At 60.9% G+C, this 20,335-nt stretch carries 18 protein-coding genes, 1 pseudogene and 1 riboswitch; of the genes and pseudogenes, 8 read left to right on the top strand and 11 right to left on the bottom strand.

The window, feature by feature from the left end; genetic code table 11:
* Nucleotides 1-47 precede the first annotated feature (47 nt).
* The 5 genes from BLV67_RS01875 to BLV67_RS01855 all read right to left on the bottom strand — a co-directional run bounded on the left by BLV67_RS01875 (nucleotide 48) and on the right by BLV67_RS01855 (nucleotide 9,144).
* Nucleotides 48-2,777: a winged helix-turn-helix domain-containing protein gene (locus BLV67_RS01875; RefSeq protein ID WP_069786088.1), complete on the bottom strand. Its 2,730-nt coding sequence runs from the start codon at nucleotides 2,775-2,777 to the stop codon at nucleotides 48-50.
* Nucleotides 2,778-2,964: 187 nt separating this feature from the next.
* Nucleotides 2,965-4,329 (bottom strand): DUF1329 domain-containing protein, encoded by a 1,365-nt coding sequence (locus BLV67_RS01870; protein WP_058419333.1) that lies wholly within the window; start codon nucleotides 4,327-4,329, stop codon nucleotides 2,965-2,967.
* 43 nt (nucleotides 4,330-4,372) lie between these two features.
* Nucleotides 4,373-6,232 (bottom strand): DUF1302 domain-containing protein, encoded by a 1,860-nt coding sequence (locus BLV67_RS01865; RefSeq protein ID WP_069786087.1) that lies wholly within the window; start codon nucleotides 6,230-6,232, stop codon nucleotides 4,373-4,375.
* Between the two features lie 333 nt (nucleotides 6,233-6,565).
* Entirely contained in the window at nucleotides 6,566-8,248 is a 1,683-nt protein-coding gene (locus BLV67_RS01860) for a fatty acid--CoA ligase (RefSeq protein ID WP_065930305.1), read from the bottom strand.
* A gap of 263 nt (nucleotides 8,249-8,511) precedes the next feature.
* Nucleotides 8,512-9,144, bottom strand: a complete 633-nt coding sequence (locus tag BLV67_RS01855; protein ID WP_065930304.1) for a LysE family translocator — start codon at nucleotides 9,142-9,144, stop codon at nucleotides 8,512-8,514.
* 87 nt (nucleotides 9,145-9,231) lie between these two features.
* Between BLV67_RS01855 and BLV67_RS01850 the strand changes: the two genes are divergently transcribed.
* The 3 genes from BLV67_RS01850 (at nucleotide 9,232) to BLV67_RS01840 (ending at nucleotide 12,068) form a co-directional block, all read left to right on the top strand.
* The gene (locus BLV67_RS01850; protein WP_065930303.1) at nucleotides 9,232-10,194 is read left to right on the top strand and encodes a 2-hydroxyacid dehydrogenase; all 963 of its coding nucleotides are present in this window, start codon (nucleotides 9,232-9,234) and stop codon (nucleotides 10,192-10,194) included.
* 30 nt (nucleotides 10,195-10,224) lie between these two features.
* A complete protein-coding gene (locus BLV67_RS01845; RefSeq protein ID WP_069786086.1) occupies nucleotides 10,225-11,223 on the top strand; it encodes a class I SAM-dependent methyltransferase in 999 nt (332 codons plus the stop codon).
* 50 nt (nucleotides 11,224-11,273) lie between these two features.
* A riboswitch (yybP-ykoY riboswitch) is annotated at nucleotides 11,274-11,395 on the top strand.
* A gap of 88 nt (nucleotides 11,396-11,483) precedes the next feature.
* A complete protein-coding gene (locus BLV67_RS01840) occupies nucleotides 11,484-12,068 on the top strand; it encodes a TMEM165/GDT1 family protein (RefSeq protein WP_016974259.1) in 585 nt (194 codons plus the stop codon).
* Between the two features lie 134 nt (nucleotides 12,069-12,202).
* Here BLV67_RS01840 and BLV67_RS01835 read toward each other — a convergent pair whose 3' ends face one another.
* On the bottom strand, nucleotides 12,203-13,021 hold the full coding sequence (locus tag BLV67_RS01835) for a M48 family metallopeptidase (protein WP_065930301.1): 819 nt from the start codon (nucleotides 13,019-13,021) through the stop codon (nucleotides 12,203-12,205).
* A gap of 227 nt (nucleotides 13,022-13,248) precedes the next feature.
* Here BLV67_RS01835 and BLV67_RS33600 point away from each other — a divergent pair.
* Nucleotides 13,249-14,529 (top strand): annotated as a pseudogene (locus tag BLV67_RS33600) (methyl-accepting chemotaxis protein); the annotation flags it as partial.
* Nucleotides 14,530-14,544: 15 nt separating this feature from the next.
* On the top strand, nucleotides 14,545-15,387 hold the full coding sequence (locus tag BLV67_RS33595; protein ID WP_370694352.1) for a methyl-accepting chemotaxis protein: 843 nt from the start codon (nucleotides 14,545-14,547) through the stop codon (nucleotides 15,385-15,387).
* Between the two features lie 117 nt (nucleotides 15,388-15,504).
* Here BLV67_RS33595 and BLV67_RS01825 read toward each other — a convergent pair whose 3' ends face one another.
* From BLV67_RS01825 to BLV67_RS01815, 3 genes are read right to left on the bottom strand one after another with little or no spacing between them, the layout of a single operon-like run.
* Nucleotides 15,505-16,125, bottom strand: a complete 621-nt coding sequence (locus tag BLV67_RS01825; RefSeq protein WP_056859005.1) for an SOS response-associated peptidase — start codon at nucleotides 16,123-16,125, stop codon at nucleotides 15,505-15,507.
* A gap of 37 nt (nucleotides 16,126-16,162) precedes the next feature.
* Nucleotides 16,163-16,423, bottom strand: a complete 261-nt coding sequence (locus BLV67_RS01820) for a putative signal transducing protein (RefSeq protein ID WP_065930298.1) — start codon at nucleotides 16,421-16,423, stop codon at nucleotides 16,163-16,165.
* 12 nt (nucleotides 16,424-16,435) lie between these two features.
* Complete coding sequence (locus BLV67_RS01815) at nucleotides 16,436-16,618, bottom strand: CPXCG motif-containing cysteine-rich protein (RefSeq protein ID WP_065930297.1); 183 nt, start codon at nucleotides 16,616-16,618, stop codon at nucleotides 16,436-16,438.
* A gap of 131 nt (nucleotides 16,619-16,749) precedes the next feature.
* On the opposite strand from BLV67_RS01815, the gene BLV67_RS01810 reads away from it, so the two are divergent.
* Entirely contained in the window at nucleotides 16,750-17,913 is a 1,164-nt protein-coding gene (locus BLV67_RS01810) for a 1-acyl-sn-glycerol-3-phosphate acyltransferase (protein ID WP_176727909.1), read from the top strand.
* A 124-nt stretch (nucleotides 17,914-18,037) separates the two neighbouring features.
* On the opposite strand, the gene BLV67_RS01805 is transcribed toward BLV67_RS01810, so the two are convergent.
* Complete coding sequence (locus tag BLV67_RS01805; RefSeq protein WP_069786084.1) at nucleotides 18,038-18,295, bottom strand: hypothetical protein; 258 nt, start codon at nucleotides 18,293-18,295, stop codon at nucleotides 18,038-18,040.
* A gap of 183 nt (nucleotides 18,296-18,478) precedes the next feature.
* Between BLV67_RS01805 and BLV67_RS01800 the strand changes: the two genes are divergently transcribed.
* Nucleotides 18,479-18,688: a hypothetical protein gene (locus BLV67_RS01800; RefSeq protein WP_056859008.1), complete on the top strand. Its 210-nt coding sequence runs from the start codon at nucleotides 18,479-18,481 to the stop codon at nucleotides 18,686-18,688.
* 71 nt (nucleotides 18,689-18,759) lie between these two features.
* Here the strand turns inward: BLV67_RS01800 and BLV67_RS01795 are convergent, their stop codons facing one another.
* Nucleotides 18,760-19,344, bottom strand: a complete 585-nt coding sequence (locus BLV67_RS01795) for a YajG family lipoprotein (RefSeq protein WP_017138217.1) — start codon at nucleotides 19,342-19,344, stop codon at nucleotides 18,760-18,762.
* Nucleotides 19,345-19,526: 182 nt separating this feature from the next.
* Here BLV67_RS01795 and BLV67_RS01790 point away from each other — a divergent pair, with 182 nt between their 5' ends.
* Nucleotides 19,527-19,760 (top strand): hypothetical protein, encoded by a 234-nt coding sequence (locus BLV67_RS01790; protein WP_074854393.1) that lies wholly within the window; start codon nucleotides 19,527-19,529, stop codon nucleotides 19,758-19,760.
* Nucleotides 19,761-20,335 lie beyond the last annotated feature (575 nt).

The following is a 20,335-nucleotide window of genomic DNA, read 5'->3' as shown; positions in this document are numbered from 1 at the left end:
AGCCAGCTCCCACATAAGCCAGCTTCCACAGGAAAGCTCGCCCATTATCAGGCCAGCAGCCCCATCGACTTGGCCCGCGCCACCGCTTGAGTCCGGCGCTCGACACCCAGCTTGCTGTTGATATGGCTGGCGTGGGTTTTCACGGTGTGCAGAGAAATAAACAGCTGATTGCTGATCTCCTGGTTCGAACATCCTTGGGCAATCAACTGCAGCACCGCCAGTTCACGTGCGCTCAAGGTTTCAAGATTGGGCAAGGCCTCAACCACCGCAGCCACCGGCAACAGCGCCAACAAGCTCTGGTTCAGCACACCATGAGCCTCCCGGCCAAGCTGCTCACGCATCCAGTCCGGGTAACTTTCCAGCAGCCGCTGAAAGGGTTGCAACGCCCCACCGGAGCCAGCCTCAAGGGCGCGGGCCAATGCCCGTCGGGCCTGGTCTTGCTGCCCACACTCCAGCAGCAACTGCACCTGCTGGGTCAGGGCCATCAAGGCAATCATTTGCCGCCCACTGTTATGCGCCTGCTGCGCCAGTGCTTCGAGCCGTTGCAACGCGGCGGCCGGCTGATGACGGGTGGCGTCCAACGCGGCCTGTTGCAGCCCGATATGTTGCGGCAAGTGCGGGTGAAATTCCGGCGCCGCCGCTGCGTGTTCACCGTTGTAGGTTTGCCCCAGCCGGGTTAACCAGGCTTCTGCCAGGTCTGTGCGGCCTTGAGCCAGCCACAGCTCGCATTTGATCAAGGTGATCATCGCCAGGTAGTAGATCGGCGGCACATCCCAGATGTGCATCAAGCGCTCAGCTTCGGCAAGCTCGGCAAACGCCGTGGGGAAATCCCGGCGGCGCCCTTCATAGCTGGCAATCACACAATGCCCGATCAGTACACTGATATCCCGGCAGGCGCGGGCTTCGTTCAGACCCGCGCGTAGACGGACAAGGCCGGCCTCGGGCTGATAGCGCACCAGCAGCAGATAACCCTCGTACAGCGACAACCGCGCGCGCACCGCGTAGAGCCGCTGCGGCGCCAAGCCGTGCAGGCGTTGCAGGCCCTGGCGCACTTCGTCCAGGGAACGCAGGATTTCGCCGCGCGCCTGCAACACCCGCGCGCGATCGTAATGGGCCAACGCCTCGAACAGCGGGTTACCGACGCGCTGCGCCAGCTCCAGGGATTCGCGATTCAGGCCACGGGCACGCCACAAATCGGCATCGACGATGGCCAGGTTGGACAAGGTCGACAGGCACATCAGGCGCTGGCCATAACGTTTTTGCGGCAAGCTTTCCAACGCCTCGCTGCAATAACGCAGGGTCGACTCACGATCGCCTCGGCCACGGGCGATAATCCCGCTCAGCGCCAGCCATTGGGCCAGCATCGACTTTTGCGCAGTGGCCGACGGCGCCGGCAAAAAGCGGCTGAGGTAGCTGGACAGTTCTTCGGCCGCATCGAGTTGGCAGGCCAGCCCCAATGCCCAGCTGTAGAGCACGATCAAACGCGGCGTGCTGATCAGCAGGCTGTCGGGCAAGTCCATCTTCCAGCGCAGCAGCATGCCGACATTTTGCTCGGCCAGCAGTTGCTCCTCCGACAGGTTCTGCACCAGGTTCGCCGCCACATCCAGGTGGCCGGCACGTAACGCCTGCTCCACCGCTTCATCGATCAAGCCCTGGGTGTTGAACCAGCGGCAGGCCCGCAGGTGCAGGCTGGCAATCGGCACGGTGGCACTGCTCGCACGGCGGGTACGCAACAGGTCGGAAAACAGATGGTGGTAGCGATACCAGTGGCCCTGCTCATCCAGCGGCACCAGAAACACTTGGTGGGCCTGCAAATAACCGAGGATATGCGCGCTGTCGTGGGCTTCGCGCACGGCGTCGCACAGCTCGCTGCAAAAACGATCCTGTGGGGCGGTGTCATACAGAAAGGCTTGAACGTCTGCCGGCAGGCAATCGATGACTTCTTCCAGCAGATAGTCGCGGATCAGCCCTTCGCCACCGTGCAAATGTTGTGGCAACGCAGCCTCATTACCGGCTTCGGAAAGGGCCAGCAGCCAGAAGCGCAAGCCCGCCACCCAGCCCTCGCTGCGACGAATCAGGTTGTCCAGGGCTTCGCCGCGCAACGAGCTGCTGTGCCTGTCGAGTACCGCCAGCGATTCGTCGTGAGTCAGGCGCAGGTCTTGTTCATGCAGTTCCAGCAGGTGGCGCGAGAGCCGCAGCCGCGCCAGGTGCCAGTCCGGGCGTTGGCGGCTGGTGACCATGACCAGCAGCCCATCGGGTAGATGATTGAGGAAAAATTGCAGGCAGCGATCCAGCACCGGGCCCTGGGCCAGATGGTAGTCATCCAGCACCAGCAGCAATGGCGCTTGGGTGGACAGGTGCAGCGTCAGTTCGTCGAGCAAGCCGTCGAGCCATTCTTCAAAGGCAAAGGGTTGGTGACGCTGACGCATTTTCAGCAGGCCCAGGGATTGGCCACCCAGTTGCGGGAAGTATTGCTGCAAGCCGTCGAGCAAGCGCTCAAGGAAGCGGCCGGGGTCGTTATCCCGCGGGCTCAGGCCCAGCCACAGGCTTTGCCAATGCGTCGGCAGACTCTGGCAAAACTCCACCGCCAGCGAACTCTTGCCGAACCCGGCCGGGGCGCTCACCAGCAACAGTCGTCCCGCAAGGCCGGCACTCAGGCGTTCGCACAGGCGCGGGCGCAGCACATAGCCGTCAGGCAGCGGTGGCCTGTAGAAACGCGATTCCAGGGTCGGAATCACCGCGCTCGCAGGCCCTTGGATTCGGGACAGATCAGTCATCGCCGGGCTCTTGTAGAAGGCTGTTGTCGGCACTGCAGATGTCCGCAGACTAGCGGTAAAAGCGGCGGGTTTGTAGATTTTTGCGACATTTGCCTGAAAAAGAACTGCGACAAAAAATATCCCCACATAAAAAAGCCCCGAACCAGTCGGGGCTTCACGCTGAGGATGCGGCCTCAGTTAAAACAGCTTAGCGAACCCCATCCTGGCGCAAGGCCGCCGGGGAGAAGTCTGCGGTGGAGGCGGTGAAACCGAAGTCATAGGCCTGCTTCTCTTCGTTCTTCATGCCCAGGGCCAGGTAGCGGCCGGACTGCAGGTCGTAGAGGGTTTCGATGGCGTACCACGGCACTTGCTTGTCGTAGTAGTTCTCGGCATGAGCTTCGGCGACGCGCCACAGTTGGCCGCGACCGTCGTAGTGGTCGATGACCGCTGCTTGCCAGGTGTCTTCGTCGATGAAGAAGTCACGCTTGGCATAGATGTGGCGCTGGCCTTCCTTCAGGGTCGCGACCACGTGCCAGACGCGGCGCAGCTCATAGCGCGCCAGGTCCTGGTTGATGTGGCCGGCCTTGATGATGTCGGCGTACTTGAGCTTCGGATCGTCGATCTTGTAGCTGTTGGAGGCGATGTAGATTTCTTTCTTGCCTTCAAGCTTCCAGTCGTAGCGGTCCGGTGCGCCGTTGTACATGTCGAGGTTGTCGGAGGTACGCAGGCCATCGGCAGCAGTACCCGGCCCGTCATAGGACACTTGCGGCGCCCGGCGCACACGGCGCTGGCCGGCGTTGTAGACCCATGCCGAACGCGGCTCCTTAACCTGGTCCAGGGTTTCATGCACCAGCAGTACACCACCGGCCAGACGCGCCGGTGCGGTGACTTGCTGCTTGAAGTAGAACAGCACGTTGCCCGGGTTTTTCGGGTCGTAGTCCTTCATCTTGTCGCGGAACACGAACTGATCGCGGAAGTACACCAGGCTGAACGAGCCGTTGGTTTGCGGCGTGGCCTGGGTCACCAGGCGGGTCACGCTGCCGCCGCGATAGCGGGTGATGTGGTTCCAGATGACTTCCACGCCGCTTTTCGGAATCGGGAACGGAACCGCGGTTTCGAAGTTTTCCAGGCCGTTACCGCCGGACACCAGGTTGGTGTTGGTGGCGTTTTTCTTGATCGAGGCAAACACATCGGCCGGCACGGTAGCGCCACGATGGGTCGGATAGACCGGCATCTTGAAGGTGTCCGGGTAGCGCTTGAACATCGCGTACTGCCCCGGCGCCAGCTTGTCCTTGTACTGCTCGACGTTCTGCGCGGTGATGGTGAACTGCGGCTGTTCGCTGGCATACGGGTTGGCCAGGAAGCCACGGGCATCCACGGCGCCGGCATTGGTCGGCAGCGGCGACCATTTAGGGATGGTGCCGGCTGCGTTACCAGCCATTTCGGCGCCCATCGGCGTCAAGGTCGTGCCCAACTTGGCGGCTTCATCCGCCGAGACTGCCGCCATGACGTTGCTCGCCAGGATCGACAGCCCAAGCACACCCACGTGCAACAAACTTCTAGTTATTTTCATGTTCTGGTTCTTCCTGAAAACAGACTGCTTAAAGAGGTTGTGCTTAGAAGTTCACGCCGGCGCTCAGCGCGATGAAGTCACGGTCATCCACGGTGGTGAACTTGCCACCAAAGAAGTTGGTGTAGTTGAGGCTGACGGTGTAGGTGTTCTGGTACTCGGCATCCACACCCAGGCTGACGGCCTTGCGACCTTCTTCAAAGTTGCCGCCAGGGCCAGGCGAATACCCTTTGACGTCATGGGACCAGGCCACGTTGGGCTTGAGGTTCACGCCGGCAAACACATCCGGGTATTCCCAGATGGCCCGGGCGCGATAACCCCAGGACGTGGCGGTGGTGTAGCCATCATTGTTGCAGTTGGTGTTCAGGCCGGACGCATTCGGCAGGCCTGCGCCGTTGGCTGTCGAATTGTTAAGCGCATTGCAGAAGCCGCCGGGCAGCGTGCCAGGGCCGAAGACCGGATCACGGCCGTAACGTGCCTGGTTTTTGCTCTCCAGGCCGCCGACGTGGGTCACACCGATTTCACCCACGGTGGTCAGGCGGGTGGCGCCCATGACCTGGTCGAAGAAGTGCGTGAAGGTGGTCTGGAACTGGGTCACTTCCTTGCGGTTGTAGCCGTGCAGGTCCTGGCCCGGTGTGCCCTTGAGCACCGACGCATTGCCAAAGCCCGGAATCGGCGTGACGCCCGCGTACAGGATATCGGTGGTGCTCAGTTGTACCGGCGCGTTTGGCCGGTAGCTCAGTTCACCACTCCAGGCGGTGCCGGTAGGCAACGTGGTGGAGAAGCTCAAGCCGTAGAGGCGGATATCTTCCGGGTACTCGACGAAGTACTGGGAGCTGCCTGCCACGATCAATGGCCGCAAGGCCGCCAGCGGCCCCAGCGGACGGGTGAAGGCCGAGTTTGGCGCACCGGTGGCGCTGAAGATCGGCGCACGGCTGTGGTAGTTCATGAAGTACGCACCGAACTCCGTGTCCAGCGGCTCGAAGTTGTAGTGCATGGCCACGCCGAACTGGCCGCTGTCGCGTGCATCACGGTCACCGCCGCGACGTACCAGCACCCCTTCGTTGTTCACATCCACGCCCAGGGCGTTAAGGGTCGGCAAGGCCGCGCCAGGGATGGTGGAGCGCTTGTTCAGCACCCGCAGGTTATTGCTGCAACCATCCGAGATGACGTCCGGCTGGGAGAAGAATGTGCCGCAGTTATCCGTGACGGTCTGGTCCCATTCGAGCTGGTAGAACGCTTCGGCCGAGAGGTTATCGGTGAGGGTTTGCGACACGTAGAACATGTTGACCGGAATCAAGCCTTCCTTGATTTCGGCGCCCGGACGACGGAACGCAGACACGTCGATCGGGTTGATGGAGTTGATACCGCCACCGATGAAGGTGCTTTCACCCCAGCTCACCACCTGTTTACCGAACCGCACGTTACCCGGCTGATCGGCGATGGTGTAGTTGTGGTAGATGAAGGCATCGAGGATCTGCCCGCCGGAAGACTTGGCGCCCTCTTTGCGGTTGTTGTTGCTGACGTTCTTGAAGTCCAGGTCTTCGTTTTGCAGCGCGAAGTCATACCAGTACTTGCCACGCACAAAGATGCCGGTGTCGCCGTATTTCAACTCGAGGTCATGGATACCCTTGAAGATCTTCGAGAAGGAATCACCCTTGTCAAAGTTCAAGTGGCCGTCATCGGAGGTCTGCGATAACCCCCTGCCACCGTTGTTGGCACCGATCAGGTCTTTATTGCGACCGGCAGTCGACCAGCTCGCCCCCACCGACAGGGATGAGTCGAAGCTGCCTTCGATTTCACCGATGTTGAAACTGACGCCGAATGCAGGCCCGGCGAGCGTAGAAGCGAGACTGACGGCCAGGGGCAGTCTTGCCCGGCGCCAGAACTGGTTTACTGAGGTCATCGACGCTACTCCATGTGCATTATTGTTATGGCAGTGAGTTCTTTCGTCTGGATGCATGTAACGGCCGGAATACAACGACTCCAATGCCGAACGGCAACCGGGCCCCCATGGCCCGCAGCGCAACATCCGTGAAAAACTCTGAGTGGGACTATAGCCAGCAGGGGGTACCGCTTGATCCCTCTAAAGTGTGATTTGCATCACCAACCCGTCTGCCACAGTCCTTTCGCCACGCCGACGAAGGCCGGCGAGGCAAGGATGGCTGAAAATCCCAAAATCACAAGTGAAGCCACGAGTTAGAGCATTGCCGCGCCCGAACGGGCGCGGCGAAGGGGGTCAGAGCGTGGACAGGAACGTGCTGTTGTTGGCCTGCCATTCGATGATGTCAACGCGGATACGTTTTTTGTCGAGTTTGCCGACACTGGTCTTGGGAATTTCGGTAACAACGGCGATCTGGCTTGGAATCGCCCACTTGCTCAAGTGGCCCAGTTCGACAAACGGCTTGAGATGCTCTTTGAGCTCGCGGGCACCTATCACATGGCCATCACGCACCACCAGCAACGCAAACGGGCGCTCGCCCCACTGTGGGTCGGCGATGCCCACCACCGCTACTTCGCGTACCGCCGGGTGACGGCTGACCAAATCTTCGAGGGCCAATGACGAGATCCACTCGCCGCCGGTCTTGATCACGTCCTTGATGCGATCGCGAATATCGATCACCCCAAACGCGTCCAGCGTGGCCACGTCGCCGGTGTGCATCCAGCCGCCTTCCCACAGCTCGGCGCCCTTTTGCGGCTCGTTGAAATACCCTTCGCTGAGCCACGGTGCACGCAGCACCAGCTCGCCCTGTGACTCGCCGTCGGCGGGCAAGAAGTTGCCGTTGCCGTCGATAATTGCCGCTTCCACCAACGGCCCGGGCACGCCGGCCTTGATGCGGTAGGTGGTGCGCTCGTCCTCGGTGCCCGCCATCAACTCTTCGTTGAGGTGAGCGCAGGACACCAGCGGCCCGGTCTCGGACATGCCATACGCGGCCGTCAGTTGAATGCCCCGCGCCTTGGACGCTTCATACAACGTGCGGTTGAGCGCGCTGCCGCCGATGACGATTTTCCAGCCACCAAAATCCACATTCTGGGCGGCCTTGGCATTGAGCACCATTTGCAGGATGGTCGGCACGCAGTGGGAGAAGGTGACCTTCTCCTTGCGCCACAGCTCCACCAGGTATTCCGGGTCGTAGCGGCCGGGGTAGACCTGTTTCAAGCCAAGCATGGTTGCCACATACGGCAGGCCCCAGGCGTGCACGTGGAACATCGGCGTGATCGGCATGTACACGTCGTTGGTGCCCAGCAGGCGCACGCTGTCGACGCTGCCCATGATGGTCGCCACACCGATGGTGTGCAGCACCAACTGGCGGTGGGTGAAATACACGCCTTTGGGGTTGCCGGTGGTGCCGGTGGTGTAGAAGGTGGTGGCGACGGAATTTTCGTCGAAGTCCTGGAAGTCGTACTTGGGGCCGGCGGCCGCCAGCAGGGTTTCGTACTCACCGACCAGATTCGGCAGCTCGGCAGTCCTGGCCTCACCGTCGGTGAGCAGCAGGGTTTTGTCGACCGTGGTCAGTTGCCCGGCAATCGCCTGGTAGAGCCCCACGAACTCGCTGTTGACCAGCACAAAGCGGTCTTCGGCGTGGTTCATGGTGTAGAGAATCTGTTCCGGCGACAGACGCACGTTGATGGTGTGGATCACCGCGCCGATCATCGGGATGGCGAACATGCACTCCAGGTAACGGTGGCTGTCCCAGTCCATCACGGCAACCGTGTCACCGGCCTTGACCCCGGCTTCAGTCAGCACATTGGCCAGCCGTGCGACCCGCTCGATCAGGGTTGGGTAGGTATAGCGCAGCTTGTCGCGATAGATGATTTCCCGGGTTTTCTCGTAACGCGCCCCGGACATCAGCAGGCGTTTGATCAACAGCGGGTATTGGTAAGCGCCTTCGGCGGGCGGGATAACACGGGTCTGCAACATACGAATCCCTTATCTGACTGCACGGTCTTGGCTAAGACCTGCACTGTAGAGCGCTAATGTTTCAGCCAAATCAGCCAAAGGAATGATTTGCAGCGGCCAATGAATGCTAGCTTTGCGCCAGCATCCAGGATTTACATAGATCGAAATGTGGGAGCGGGCTTGCTCGCGAAAGCGCTGGGTCAGCCAACTTTTCAGCCACTGATACACCGCCTTCGCGAGCAAGCCCGCTCCCACATTTTGTCCGTGCCCACTCAGGTACAGCGTTATTTCATGCTGGTAAACGCCAACTTCACGCCAATGGCAATCAGCACCGCGCCCATGGTCCGATCAAACCAATGCCCCATCCGCGCAAACCCAGCGCGTACGCGCTGCTGGCTGAACAACATGGCCACCAGACAAAACCACAACGCCGTCGCCACCGCCAGGTACACACCGTAACCGGCCTGGATCGCCAGCGGCGTGTGCGGGTTGATCACCACCGTGAACAACGACAGGAAAAACAGTGTGGCCTTGGGGTTCAAGCCATTGGTCACAAACCCTGCGGTAAACGCCCCGCGTGGGGTGCGCTCGCCGACTTCAGGGTGCAACTCGCCTTCGGCGGGCGGCTTGGCCGGCTGCGCGCGCAGGGCCTTGAAACCGATGTACAGCAGGTACGCAGCGGCGGCCCACTTCAGCGCGTTGAACAGCACAATGGACTGCGACACGATCAAGCCGATGCCCAGCAGCGAGTACCCCACGTGCAGGAAAATCGCCGAGCCCACGCCCAGCGCGGTCCAGGTGCCGGCGCGACGGCCATGGGTCACACTTTCACGCACCACCACGGCGAAATCCGGGCCGGGGCTGGCCACCGCCAACAAGTGAATCAAGGCTACGGTCAAAAACTCGGCGACGTACATGCTCACTCCATTAAGTAACTGATTATTTCATCTGATAGGCTCGGCAGATTACGCCTTCGAACCTCGTCGCAAAAGGTACAGTTGAGAATGAACAATCGCCGCGCCGTCTTCCTTGATCACCCGTCCCTGGACCTGGGCGACCTCGACCTCAGCGAACTGCGCAACCGCTTCAGTGACTTGCAGTTGTTCACCGACACCACGCCGCAGAATGTGCTTGAACGCGTGCAAGGCGCCCAGGTGGTGATCAGTAACAAGATCCTCCTCAACGCGCAAACCCTGGCGGCCTGCCCTGAGCTCAAGCTGATCCTGGTGTCGGCCACCGGCACCAACAATGTCGACCTCGACGCCGCCCGCGCCCACGGCATTACCGTGAGCAATTGCCACGGCTACGGTACGCCGTCGGTGGCGCAGCACACGATCATGCTGCTGCTCAACCTGGCGACGCGCTTGAAGGACTATCAACTGGATGTGGCGGCAGGCAAATGGCAACAGGCCAGGCAGTTCTGCCTGCTGGACTACCCGATTGTCGAGCTGGAAGGCAAAACCCTCGGCCTGCTCGGCCATGGTGAACTGGGCGGCGCGGTGGCACGCCTGGCCGAAGCCTTCGGCATGCGCGTGGTGCTCGGCGCCATTCCCGGGCGCCCTGCCCGCGCCGACCGCGTGCCGCTGGATGAACTGCTCGCACAGGTCGACGCACTGACCTTGCACTGCCCGCTCAATGAACACACGCGCGACTTTATCGGCGCCCGCGAACTGGCGCTGCTCAAGCCGGGCGCGTTTATCGTCAACACCGCGCGCGGTGGTTTGATCAACGAACAGGCGCTGGCAGATGCCTTGCGCAGCGGCCATTTGGGCGGCGCGGCCACCGACGTACTGAGCGTCGAACCGCCCGTGAATGGCAACCCGCTGCTGGCCGGCGACATTCCTCGCTTGATCGTTACCCCCCACAATGCCTGGGGCAGTCGCGAAGCGCGCCAGCGTATCGTCGGCCAACTGGCTGAAAACGCCCGAGGCTTTTTCAGCGGTGCCCCGCTGCGCGTCGTCAGTTGATAAACTGCGCCCCTTTTCAAGGAGCAGACTATGGATCCGCGCAGTGAAGTACTGCTTCGTCAGGCCGAACTTTTTCAAGGCAACCTGCTACTGGTAGGTTTGCCTGCCGACGACTTGCTCGGCCGCCTGCCCAATGCCCACGGCTGGAGCTGGCATGCCGGCGACCAGGCGGCACTGGATGCGCGCTTTCCCGAGCGCAGCCAGTTCGGCGTGAACGTGCCCGAATGCGGGTTTGATGCGGCGGTGATTTTCCTTCCAAAATCCAAAGACCTCACCGACTACCTGCTCAACGCCGTGGCCGCACGCTTGCCCGGCGCCGAGCTGTTTCTGGTCGGGGAAAAAAAGGGCGGCATCGAAAGCGCCGCCAAGCAGATGATCCCGTTCGGCAAGCCGCGCAAGCTCGACAACGCGCGGCACTGCCAACTGTGGCAAGTCACCGTGGCCAACGCTCCGCAGGCGGTCGCGCTGGAAAGCCTGGCGCAAGTCTTCGAGGTGCCGCTGGCCGAAGGGCCGCTGAAGGTGGTGAGCCTGCCCGGCGTGTTCAGCCATGGCCGCCTGGATCGCGGCACCGAGCTGCTGCTGGCGCATCTGGATAAGCTGCCGAGCGGGCATCTGCTGGACTTTGGTTGCGGCGCCGGCGTGCTTGGGGCGGCGGTCAAACGCCGCTACCCGCATAACAGCGTGACGATGCTCGACGTGGACGCCTTCGCCGCCGCCAGCAGTCGCCTGACCCTGGCAGCCAATGGTCTGGAAGCCGAGGTGTTGACCGGTGATGGCATCGACGCCGCGCCGATGGGTTTGAACGCGATTTTGAGCAACCCGCCGTTCCATGTCGGTGTGCACACGGATTATTTCGCCACGGAGAACTTGCTGCGAAAAGCGGCGAAACACTTGGCAAAAGGTGGCGAACTTCGCTTAGTCGCCAACAGCTTCCTCAAGTACCAACCGCTGATCGAAGAGCATCTGGGCGTGTGTGCGGTGAAGGCCGAAGGCAATGGTTTTCGCATTTATCGTGCCAAACGCGGCTGATGGCGATTTGAAAAAGAACGCTTGCCGAATGGGTTTTGCCTTGGCAGAATCCGCTCCGTCCTAGGGGAGTAGTCTCCCACGAGCCTTACGCTCGTCCGGCATACGTCAACATACTTGGTCAGCAGACCATGGCGTATGCGACCCAGGAGTCCGCACAGACGGACCGGGGTTTGACAAGACCTATGACACGCACACCTTACCCGGGGCGGGAAGGCTGTACGTGTCATAGCCGTGTCGACCCGCCCCTGGAAACCTACCTGATGCTGGATTCATTACTCGTTCCTACCGCAATCGTTGCCTTGGCCGAAATCGGCGACAAGACGCAGCTGCTCGCGCTCATCCTTGCCGCACGCTTTCGCAAACCCTGGCCGATCATCGCCGGCATTGTCGCCGCGACTCTGGCCAACCATGCGGCCGCCGGTGCCGTAGGGGCCTGGTTCGGCAGTTTCTTCTCGGACGCGGTGTTGCACTGGATCCTCGCAGCGAGCTTCTGTGCCACCGCGCTGTGGACTTTGGTGCCGGACAAACTCGACGATGACGAAGCCAGTACCACGCGCAAATTCGGGCCGTTCCTGACCACGCTGATTGCGTTCTTCCTCGCCGAAATCGGTGACAAGACCCAGATCGCCACGGTGATGCTGGCGGCGCAGTACCCGGAGTTGTGGCTGGTGATTATCGGCACCACGCTGGGCATGCTGATTGCCAACGTACCGGTGGTATTGGCGGGTAATTTTGCGGCGGAAAAACTGCCGCTGACCTTGATTCGTCGACTGGCGGCTACGGCGTTTTTCGTCCTGGCGGTGGTGGCGGTGTACAAGGCCATGCAAAGCAGCGGCTGGATCTAAAGCTGTAAACCCCAACCAATGTGGGAGCGGGCTTGCTCGCGAAAGCGGTGTGTCAGTCGGTAAATATTTGACTGAACTGACGCCTTCGCGAGCAAGCCCGCTCCCACATGTGGATCTTCACAAGTCCTAGAATATCAGGATTTTTTGGCCTGCTGGTAAAGCGGCATCACCTTCGGAATCGCCGCCTGCAACGAGGCGATTCGGCTGTCGGAAGCCGGGTGAGTGCTCATGAACTCCGGCGGCGCGCCTTCCGACGCCTTGGCCATCTTGTTCCACAAGGTGATCGCGGCATTCGGGTTGTAGCCGGCGCGGGCCGATAGCTCGAGGCCGATCAGGTCGGCTTCGTTTTCATTGGCGCGACTGTTAGGCAAGGTCATACCGTAGTTGGCCACGGTATCGGCCAAGGCCAGGCTGTCCTGGCCCAGGCCGAACAACGCACCGGCGCCCTGCTTGGCCATCTCGATGCCATACGCCTTGGACATGGCCTCACGCCCGTGTTCACGCAAGGCGTGGGCGATTTCATGACCCATCACGGCGGCCAGCTCGTCGTCGGTGAGCTTGAGCTTGTCGATCAACCCGCTGTACACGAAGATCTTGCCGCCAGGCCCGCAGTTGGCGTTCATCTCATCGCTTTTGATCAGGTTCACTTCCCACTTCCACTGCGCCGCATCCGGGCGGAAAGTCGGCGCCTGGGCGATCAGACGGTTGGCGATGGCCTGCACGCGCTTGGCGTTGGCACTGGTCTTGTCGAGCATGCCCTTGCCGCTCGCCTCGCCCAGCGTCTGCTGGTAGGACTGGGCATACATCTGGTCGACTTCCTGGCTCGACAGCATGCTGAACATGTACTGCTTGCGCTCCACGCCAACGGCACCGCCGCTGGTGGTGTTAACCGACTGGCAACCTGCCAGCAGCATCGCTGCGCTGAGTACGCTTACTGCCAATGACTTTTTCATGACGCTCTCCCTGAAACCTGGTGCGTATCCTAGGCGGTCATTTGTATCAACGCCAGATACACGCGACGTTTAACCACTAACTTTCAGATACATCCCACACCCCCACAGCGGCGGCGAACAGCTCGTTTGCGACATCTCGCACTATTTTACCGGCCAAGCCTTAAGCCTCCAGAGCCCATGGCCGATACATAAAAGGCAGCCCACCTGCCCCTGCGCCTGGAGCCTCCATGAAATTCAAGTCGATTCAGTTTTCTGTCGCCGCACTGACCGGAGCCATCGTGCTGAGCGTGGTCGCGGTGCTGGTGCTCTATGCAGTGTTTGCCGGTGCCCGCACCCAGGAGTTGGTGCAGGAGCGCACCCAGGCACAGTTCGAGCAGATCATCGAGCAGCGTCTCACCGCCCTTGTGCAAACCCAGGCCACGCTGGTCCAGCGCGAACTGGAAGCGCCGCTGGTGACCGCCAAAGGCCTGGCCACCGCCAACGCCCTGCTCGCGATGAAAGACGCCAAGGGCGAACCCGCGCTGCAGGTCGGCCGTGAGCAATTGATCAACCTGCTGCATGAAACCGTGGCGCGCAACCCGAAAATCCTCGGCGCCTACATCGGCTGGGAACCCAATGCCATCGACCATAACGACGCCGCCTATGTAAACACCCCAATTGTCGGCATGGCCGCCGACGGCCGTTTCCTGCCGTGGTGGTACCGCAACGCCGATGGCAGCCTGGGCCTGGATAAGCTCGCCGACGTCAACGACCAGAAAATCCTGTCCACCGGCGTGCGCGCCAGTGAGTACTACCTGTGCTCCAAAGAGAGCAAGAAACCCTGCGCCATCGACCCGGCGCCTTACAAGGTCGGGAATGCGATGGTGATGCTCGCCTCGTTTATCGAACCGATCATGGTCGACGGCACGTTCCAGGGCATCGTCGGCGCCGACCTGTCGGTGAACTTTATCCAGGACATGCTCACCCGCGCCGACCAGAACCTCTATAACGGCGCCGGCGAACTCGCGCTGATCTCCAGCAACGGTCGCCTGGTGGCCTACACCAAGGACGCCGGCAAGCTTGGCGAAAAAGCCAGCGACCTGCTCGACAGCAACGAGCTGGCCAACCTGGCCCAGTTGAAAGTCGGCGAAGTGCGCTACGACATCGACAAGGAACACGGGCATATCGAACTGTTCCTGCCCTTCAACATCGGCCAGACCGAAGCGCGCTGGACCTTGATGCTGCAACTGCCGCTGAGCGCTGTGATGGCCGACTCGCAGAAGCTGCAAAGCGACCTGCAAGCCCAGCGCAAGACCGACACCTTCGGCATGGCTATGGTTGGCCTGTTGATCGCCGGTATCGGTTTGCTGGTGATCTGGCTGGTGGGCCATGGCATCGCCCGCCCGCTCAAGCAGATGGTGGCGATGCTTAACGATATCGCCCAAGGCGAAGGCGACCTCACCCGCCGCCTCACCAGTGATCGCGCCGATGAGCTGGGCGCGATTGCCAACGGCTTCAATACCTTCCTGATCAAGTTGCAGGGCATGATCACTCAGGTAGTGAGTTCGGTGCAGAAGGTCAGCGACTCTTCGGAACACACCGCCGACATCGCGATTCGCACCAACCAGGGCGTGCATAAACAGATGGTCGAGATCGACCAGGTGGCCACCGCTGTGCACGAAATGACCGCCACTGCGCAAGACGTGGCACGTAACGCCACCCAGGCCGCGCAAGCTGCCAGCCACGCCGACCAGGCCGCGAGCCAGGGCATGCGCATTGTGCGCGAGACGTCCACGTCCATCGGCGCGCTGGCTGAAGAAATCGGCAAAGCCGTGGGCGTGGTGCAAACCCTGGCCAAGGACAGCGAAAACATCAACGCGATCCTCACGGCGATTCGCGGAATTGCCGAGCAGACCAACCTGCTGGCGCTCAACGCCGCCATTGAGGCGGCCCGTGCCGGCGAACAAGGCCGTGGTTTTGCGGTGGTCGCCGATGAGGTGCGCAACCTGGCACAGAAAACCCAGAAGGCCACCGAAGAAATCCAGACCATGATCCAGCAGCTGCAACAAGGCACGCGGGATGTGGTGCGGGTGATGGAAGACAGCCAGAACCGTACCGACGAAAGCGTGCAGCACGCGGCGAAGGCGGCCCAAGCGCTGGAGACCATTACCCAGGCGGTGTCGGTGATCAACGACATGAACACGCAGATCGCCAGTGCGGCCGAGGAACAGAGCGCGGTGGCCGAGGACATCAATCGCAATGTGATCAATATTGGCCAGGTGGCCAATGAGGTGGCGGGTGGTGCGGATGAGTCCAGTGCAGCGAGTGCGGATCTGACCAAGCTGGCGGAGCAGCAGCGGCGGTTGATCAATCAGTTCAAGGTTTAGTGATCTGCGGTGGTTTTGAGCCCGCCTTCGCGAGCAAGCCCGCTCCCACATTTTGATTTGTGAACACCGTCAAATGTGGGAGCGGGCTTGCTCGCGAAGAGGCCAGCACATTCAACCTCAACCTGGCGTCAGGCACTCCGGCCCATTCAACTTCGGATCATTGACCATATTGGCCAACACCCGCTCGCGCAACGCGGCAGGCTCGCTGGCCAACAACCCCTGCAACACGTGCAGCGGCGTCTCAGGATTGAGCCACGCCTCTTGCCCCGCCGCATCCAGAATCAACGGCCGCCGCTGGCTCTGCGCGGCCTGGGTCACCACCGCTGTACTCAGCCACACCTGCTCCTGCACCGGATAAGCCTCCCAGATCGCCGCAAAAAACAGCGTCGAGCCTTCGCCCGGCGTCAGCCAATACGGGCGTTTACGCTGGGTGCCGCGCCATTCGTAGAAACCGTTGGCCGGCAACAGGCAGCGGCGCTGGCGCAAGGCTTCGCGAAACATCGGTTGTTCGGCCAGGGTTTCGGCGCGCGCGTGGGCTGGCGTGCGCGACAGGTCGGTGAGCCACGGTGGCGTGAGGCCCCAACGCGCACGGGCCAGGGTGCGCTGGCCTTCGCTCAGGCGCTGGATCAGCACCGAATCATTCGGGGAGATGTTCCACTGGGCCTGCTGGTCGGCCGGGAAGCCCGGCAAGGCAGCAAAGGAAGGGTTCCAGCGAAACAGGGCATAACGTCCACACATGGGGCAACACGACTCTTGGGGTAAACCGACCGACAGCCTAACAGACCAACACGTCGGGGAAGCTGTCGGGTTCATCGCCGGGCATGGGTTGGGCGCCGTTGTAGGCCGTAATCAATTCACGGGCGTAGGCAGCCTGGTCGTTGTGCACTTCCAGGCCCAACAGGCCGAAGATCGGCAATTCGCCGGTACCACCGAGCAAATGGCGCCCCACCAGGTGCGCCTCGATGCCTTCGCTGGCAAGCATCTGTTGCAGCAGCTCGCCTTCCATCAGGTTTTCCGGTTCATAGATCCGCTGCATGGGGTGTACCTGTTACTCGTTTTCGCTGCGCACGTTCAGCATCCATTCATCGCCGTGCACTTGCAGGTCGAAAATAATCGGCCGGCAACAGACCGGACAGTCCTCTATATATTCTTGATCACCGCCGGAAAGGTCCAGAACCGCTTCAGCCGGTTCACCACAATAAGGACAATCGTACGACTCGGTTTCCAGCATCGCGGTCTCCCAGGTGACTTGTGCGTATAATCGCCGGTCTATTTACAGGGCTATTCACGGCAGAGCCAATATTGCGGCCGCACCCTGATATTTCCTTTACTTACCCTAGCCGTTTCTAACAAGAGAGCATGATGGGCGAATTCGATACCATCCGACCTTACAACGACAGCGAAGTCCCGGCCGTGCTGGCGCGTCTGTTCAGTGACAAGGCCTTTCTGGACATCCTGACTCACTTTCGCTTCCCGCGCTTTGCCGGCGCCCTGGGCTGGCTGCTCAAGCCGATGATCGCCCGCAAGCTGCGCCGTGAATTTGCCGGCGTCACCACCGTGGCCACGCTGCAGGACAAAGTCGAGTATTACGTCGATCACACCATTGATCGCGCGACGGACGGCGTGACCTACACTGGCGTCGAGCAGCTCAAGTCCGGCACCGCCTATCTGTTTCTGGCCAACCATCGCGATATCGTGATGGACCCGGCCTTCGTCAACTATGCCGTATACCACGCCGGCCTGCCGACGCCACGTATCGCCATCGGCGACAACCTGCTGCAAAAGCCGTTTGTCAGCGACCTGATGCGCCTGAACAAGAGCTTCATCGTGCACCGCTCGATCACTGGGCGAAAGGAGAAGATGGCGGCGTATAACCTGCTGTCGGCCTATATCAACCATTCGATCCGCAACGATTGCCAGTCGATCTGGATCGCCCAGGCCGAAGGCCGCGCCAAGGATGGCGATGATCGCACCGAGTCGGCAATCCTCAAGATGTTCCATGTCAGCCGCAAGGACGAGCCGTTTGCCGAGGTGATCCAGTCGCTGAACCTGACGCCGGTGTCGATCAGCTATGAATACGACCCGTGCGACAGCGCCAAGGCCCGCGAACTGTACATCCGCGCCACCACCGGCACCTACAGCAAGGCGCCAGGCGAAGACGATGTGAGCATTGCGCTGGGTATTACCGGCTACAAGGGCCGCGTGCACGTGAACTTTGCCCCGCCGATTACCGAGCGTTTTGAAGACACCAAGCTGCTGGCCGTGGAAATGGACCGGCAGATTCTCGGCGGTTATCGCCTGTTCCCGGTGCATTACCTGGCGTACGCGCAGTGGAGCGACGCCGACCCGCAATTGCAGGTGCCGGCGGCAGCCGACGTGTTCCCGGCCGATGAGTTGGCCAAGGCCAAGGCGGAGTGGGAGCGGCGTTTGAATGAGTGCCCGGCGGAACACCGGCCGTACTTGGTGACGCAGTATGCGACCCCGGTAAGGAATCAATACCGGGTCAAGGCCGGGATTGCTCTCTAATCACCGAAGCAAAAAATGTGGGAGCGGGCTTGCTCGCGAAAGCGGTGGTTCAGTCAAAGATGTATCGACTGACACCCTGCATTCGCGAGCAAGCCCGCTCCCACATTTTGGTTTTGCAGTGGTTTTAGAGGTGGGTGCTGAGCCAGGACACGGCCAGCGCCAGGGCGAGGCAGCCAAACCCGACGCGGTAAGCCAGGCGATGCGACCGTTCGGTACGCACATCCAGAAACAACATCGGTTGGTCGATCGCGCGGTCTTCGCTTTGGGCGGTCAGGTCGGCCTGCGCTCGCTGCTCGCGCAGGCGGGTAATGAACAGCAGCGCTGCACCCGAGCAGGCCACCAATAAAGCCACAGCATTGATCAACAGTGCGGGCAGCGCCATCGCAAACCTCGGTAGACGAGTGTCCTGGTACCAATTCAGATACAAACCTGAATGATATTGGCCTCCTGCCGCTGAAACGTTCCGTCCCCCATGTACGGCTAATGTATCCAGTAATTTACAGCGTCACCTGAACGTCACCTTAACAAGCCACTCTGTTGCCCTTCGAACGCTTGGGAGCTTGTCATGCTGCACGCACAAAACCAGGATCGGCTGTACCTGATGGCCCAGAACGATGAGCAGGAAGCGCTGGTCGGCGGCCTCGCATTCAACGTCCAGGACCGCCACTGGCTGGTGTATTGCGCCCTCGGCGGGCACCAGCATGCCGACCTGCCGGAGCTGGACCTGCTCACAGGCGTGAGTGTGCTGGACTTTTATGTCGAAACGGCTGCATGAAGGCTACAGGCATAAAAAACCGGGCTCATTGCTGAGCCCGGTGATCGGGGCGTTGCGCGCCCGCCTGACGCTTACTGCGCGTTGAGAAGCGAACCGATGCTCGGGTCTTTGAACAAGCGCGTCAGGGCGTCGCTCAACACGTCGCTGACCAGCTTGGTGTTGGTTTCCTGGTTCGGCGACATACCGAAGCGCTGGTTCAGGGACGCGCCGTAGCGGCCACTGTAGCGGCGTGTACCGGCGCTGACGTCGGACTTGAAGGTCGCGCCGATGGAGGCTTCCGTCACATACAGGCCTTCTTTGGGCGACTGGTACTTGAGCTCAGCCAGGGTGATGGTCAACTGCGGCGCGCCCGGCGAGTTGGCCGGGGTAAAGCCCAGCAGGCGCACGGCGGCTTCAGCCTGGGCTTGCAGCTTGGGCAGCACATCCTGACCCTGGACCGAAATCAGCGCAGTCTCAGGGTACAGGCCACCACGGGAACCCAGGGTGGGCGAAGGACGACCATCTACCACGCGCACCGACACCGGCTGGCCATGGCCGACAGGCGCCAGTTGCGCCGTGACTTTAGGTTGCGGGCTGAGTTGTTGCGGGCTGTTGGCGCAGCCAACCAGGGTCAAACTGGTCACAGTGATCAAACCGAACAACAGGCGTTGCAACATACTCATTTCTCCAGGACTGGGTGCAAACAGGCCGCCAGTATAACGGCGCATGTGGGCCACCCACCAGCCATCCTGAACGTCAGCTGAAGGCGGGCTGAAATTACAATTTCGCATAATTTCGTCACTCCACTGTCATGGCACACTGGCAACCTTCGAGCATGTAACGTAACAGGTACAAAGCCATGCGCCTTCTTAAATCATTGTTCATGTCACACCCCCGCCATCGCCATTACGCACGGCTCGATGCCAACGGCCATTGCGTGGCGTTCAAGCAGTGCAGCCTGCCACCTGTGGGCGAGGGCTGGGTGGAAGTCTCGGAGACTCACCTGGGCTGGATGCACCGTCCATTGCCGATGAGTGCCCGAATCAGCCCGCAGGTTGCTCACAGGCATTCGCGGCACGCACTGGCTTCCTGAACAGCCCTAATAAAAGTCACAAAACACGCCCATTTCCCCGACGTTCTTCGCTACAATCTCCCCCCGATTATAAGGACGTCTCCTGATCGGGCCCCGCAGCACCGTTAATGCCTCGGTATTAACCCCCCAATCGCCCACAGAGAGCCGCCCACACAGATCGAGTGAAGCTGGCGCGCTTGCTGATTTCTTTGCAAACCACCCCTCTTTGCCGAATCTGCCAGAGCTGCCATTGCGCTCGGCCACTTGAGTTGTTTGCCCGTCTTGCTGCGTGTCGGCAGGGTTTACGGGCCAGGTGCCAGGCTGGGGCAGCCCTTTTTTGAGGTTCACGTCTTCAAAAGAGCGTGAAAAAACGGGTTTTCACAACTTCACAAGAGTGTGGCGAGCAAATGAATAGTTTGGCGTTTGTACAAGCACCATCAGCGTCTGGAACAGCCCAACCACACAGGACCGAGTACTCCTCAAACACCGGAGCTTGAGCCTGTCCGCTACGGATTGGTTGCACGAATCGCACGCTTTGACCATAAGTCGAATTGCCACAGGCGCCCATGAATGCGTTCATAGGCAGATTAGCCGGC

It is taken from the genome of Pseudomonas salomonii, assembly GCF_900107155.1.
Taxonomy (GTDB): domain Bacteria; phylum Pseudomonadota; class Gammaproteobacteria; order Pseudomonadales; family Pseudomonadaceae; genus Aquipseudomonas; species Aquipseudomonas salomonii.
Note: the sequence above shows the minus strand (reverse complement) of the source record. Positions and strands in the feature narration are given on the sequence as shown.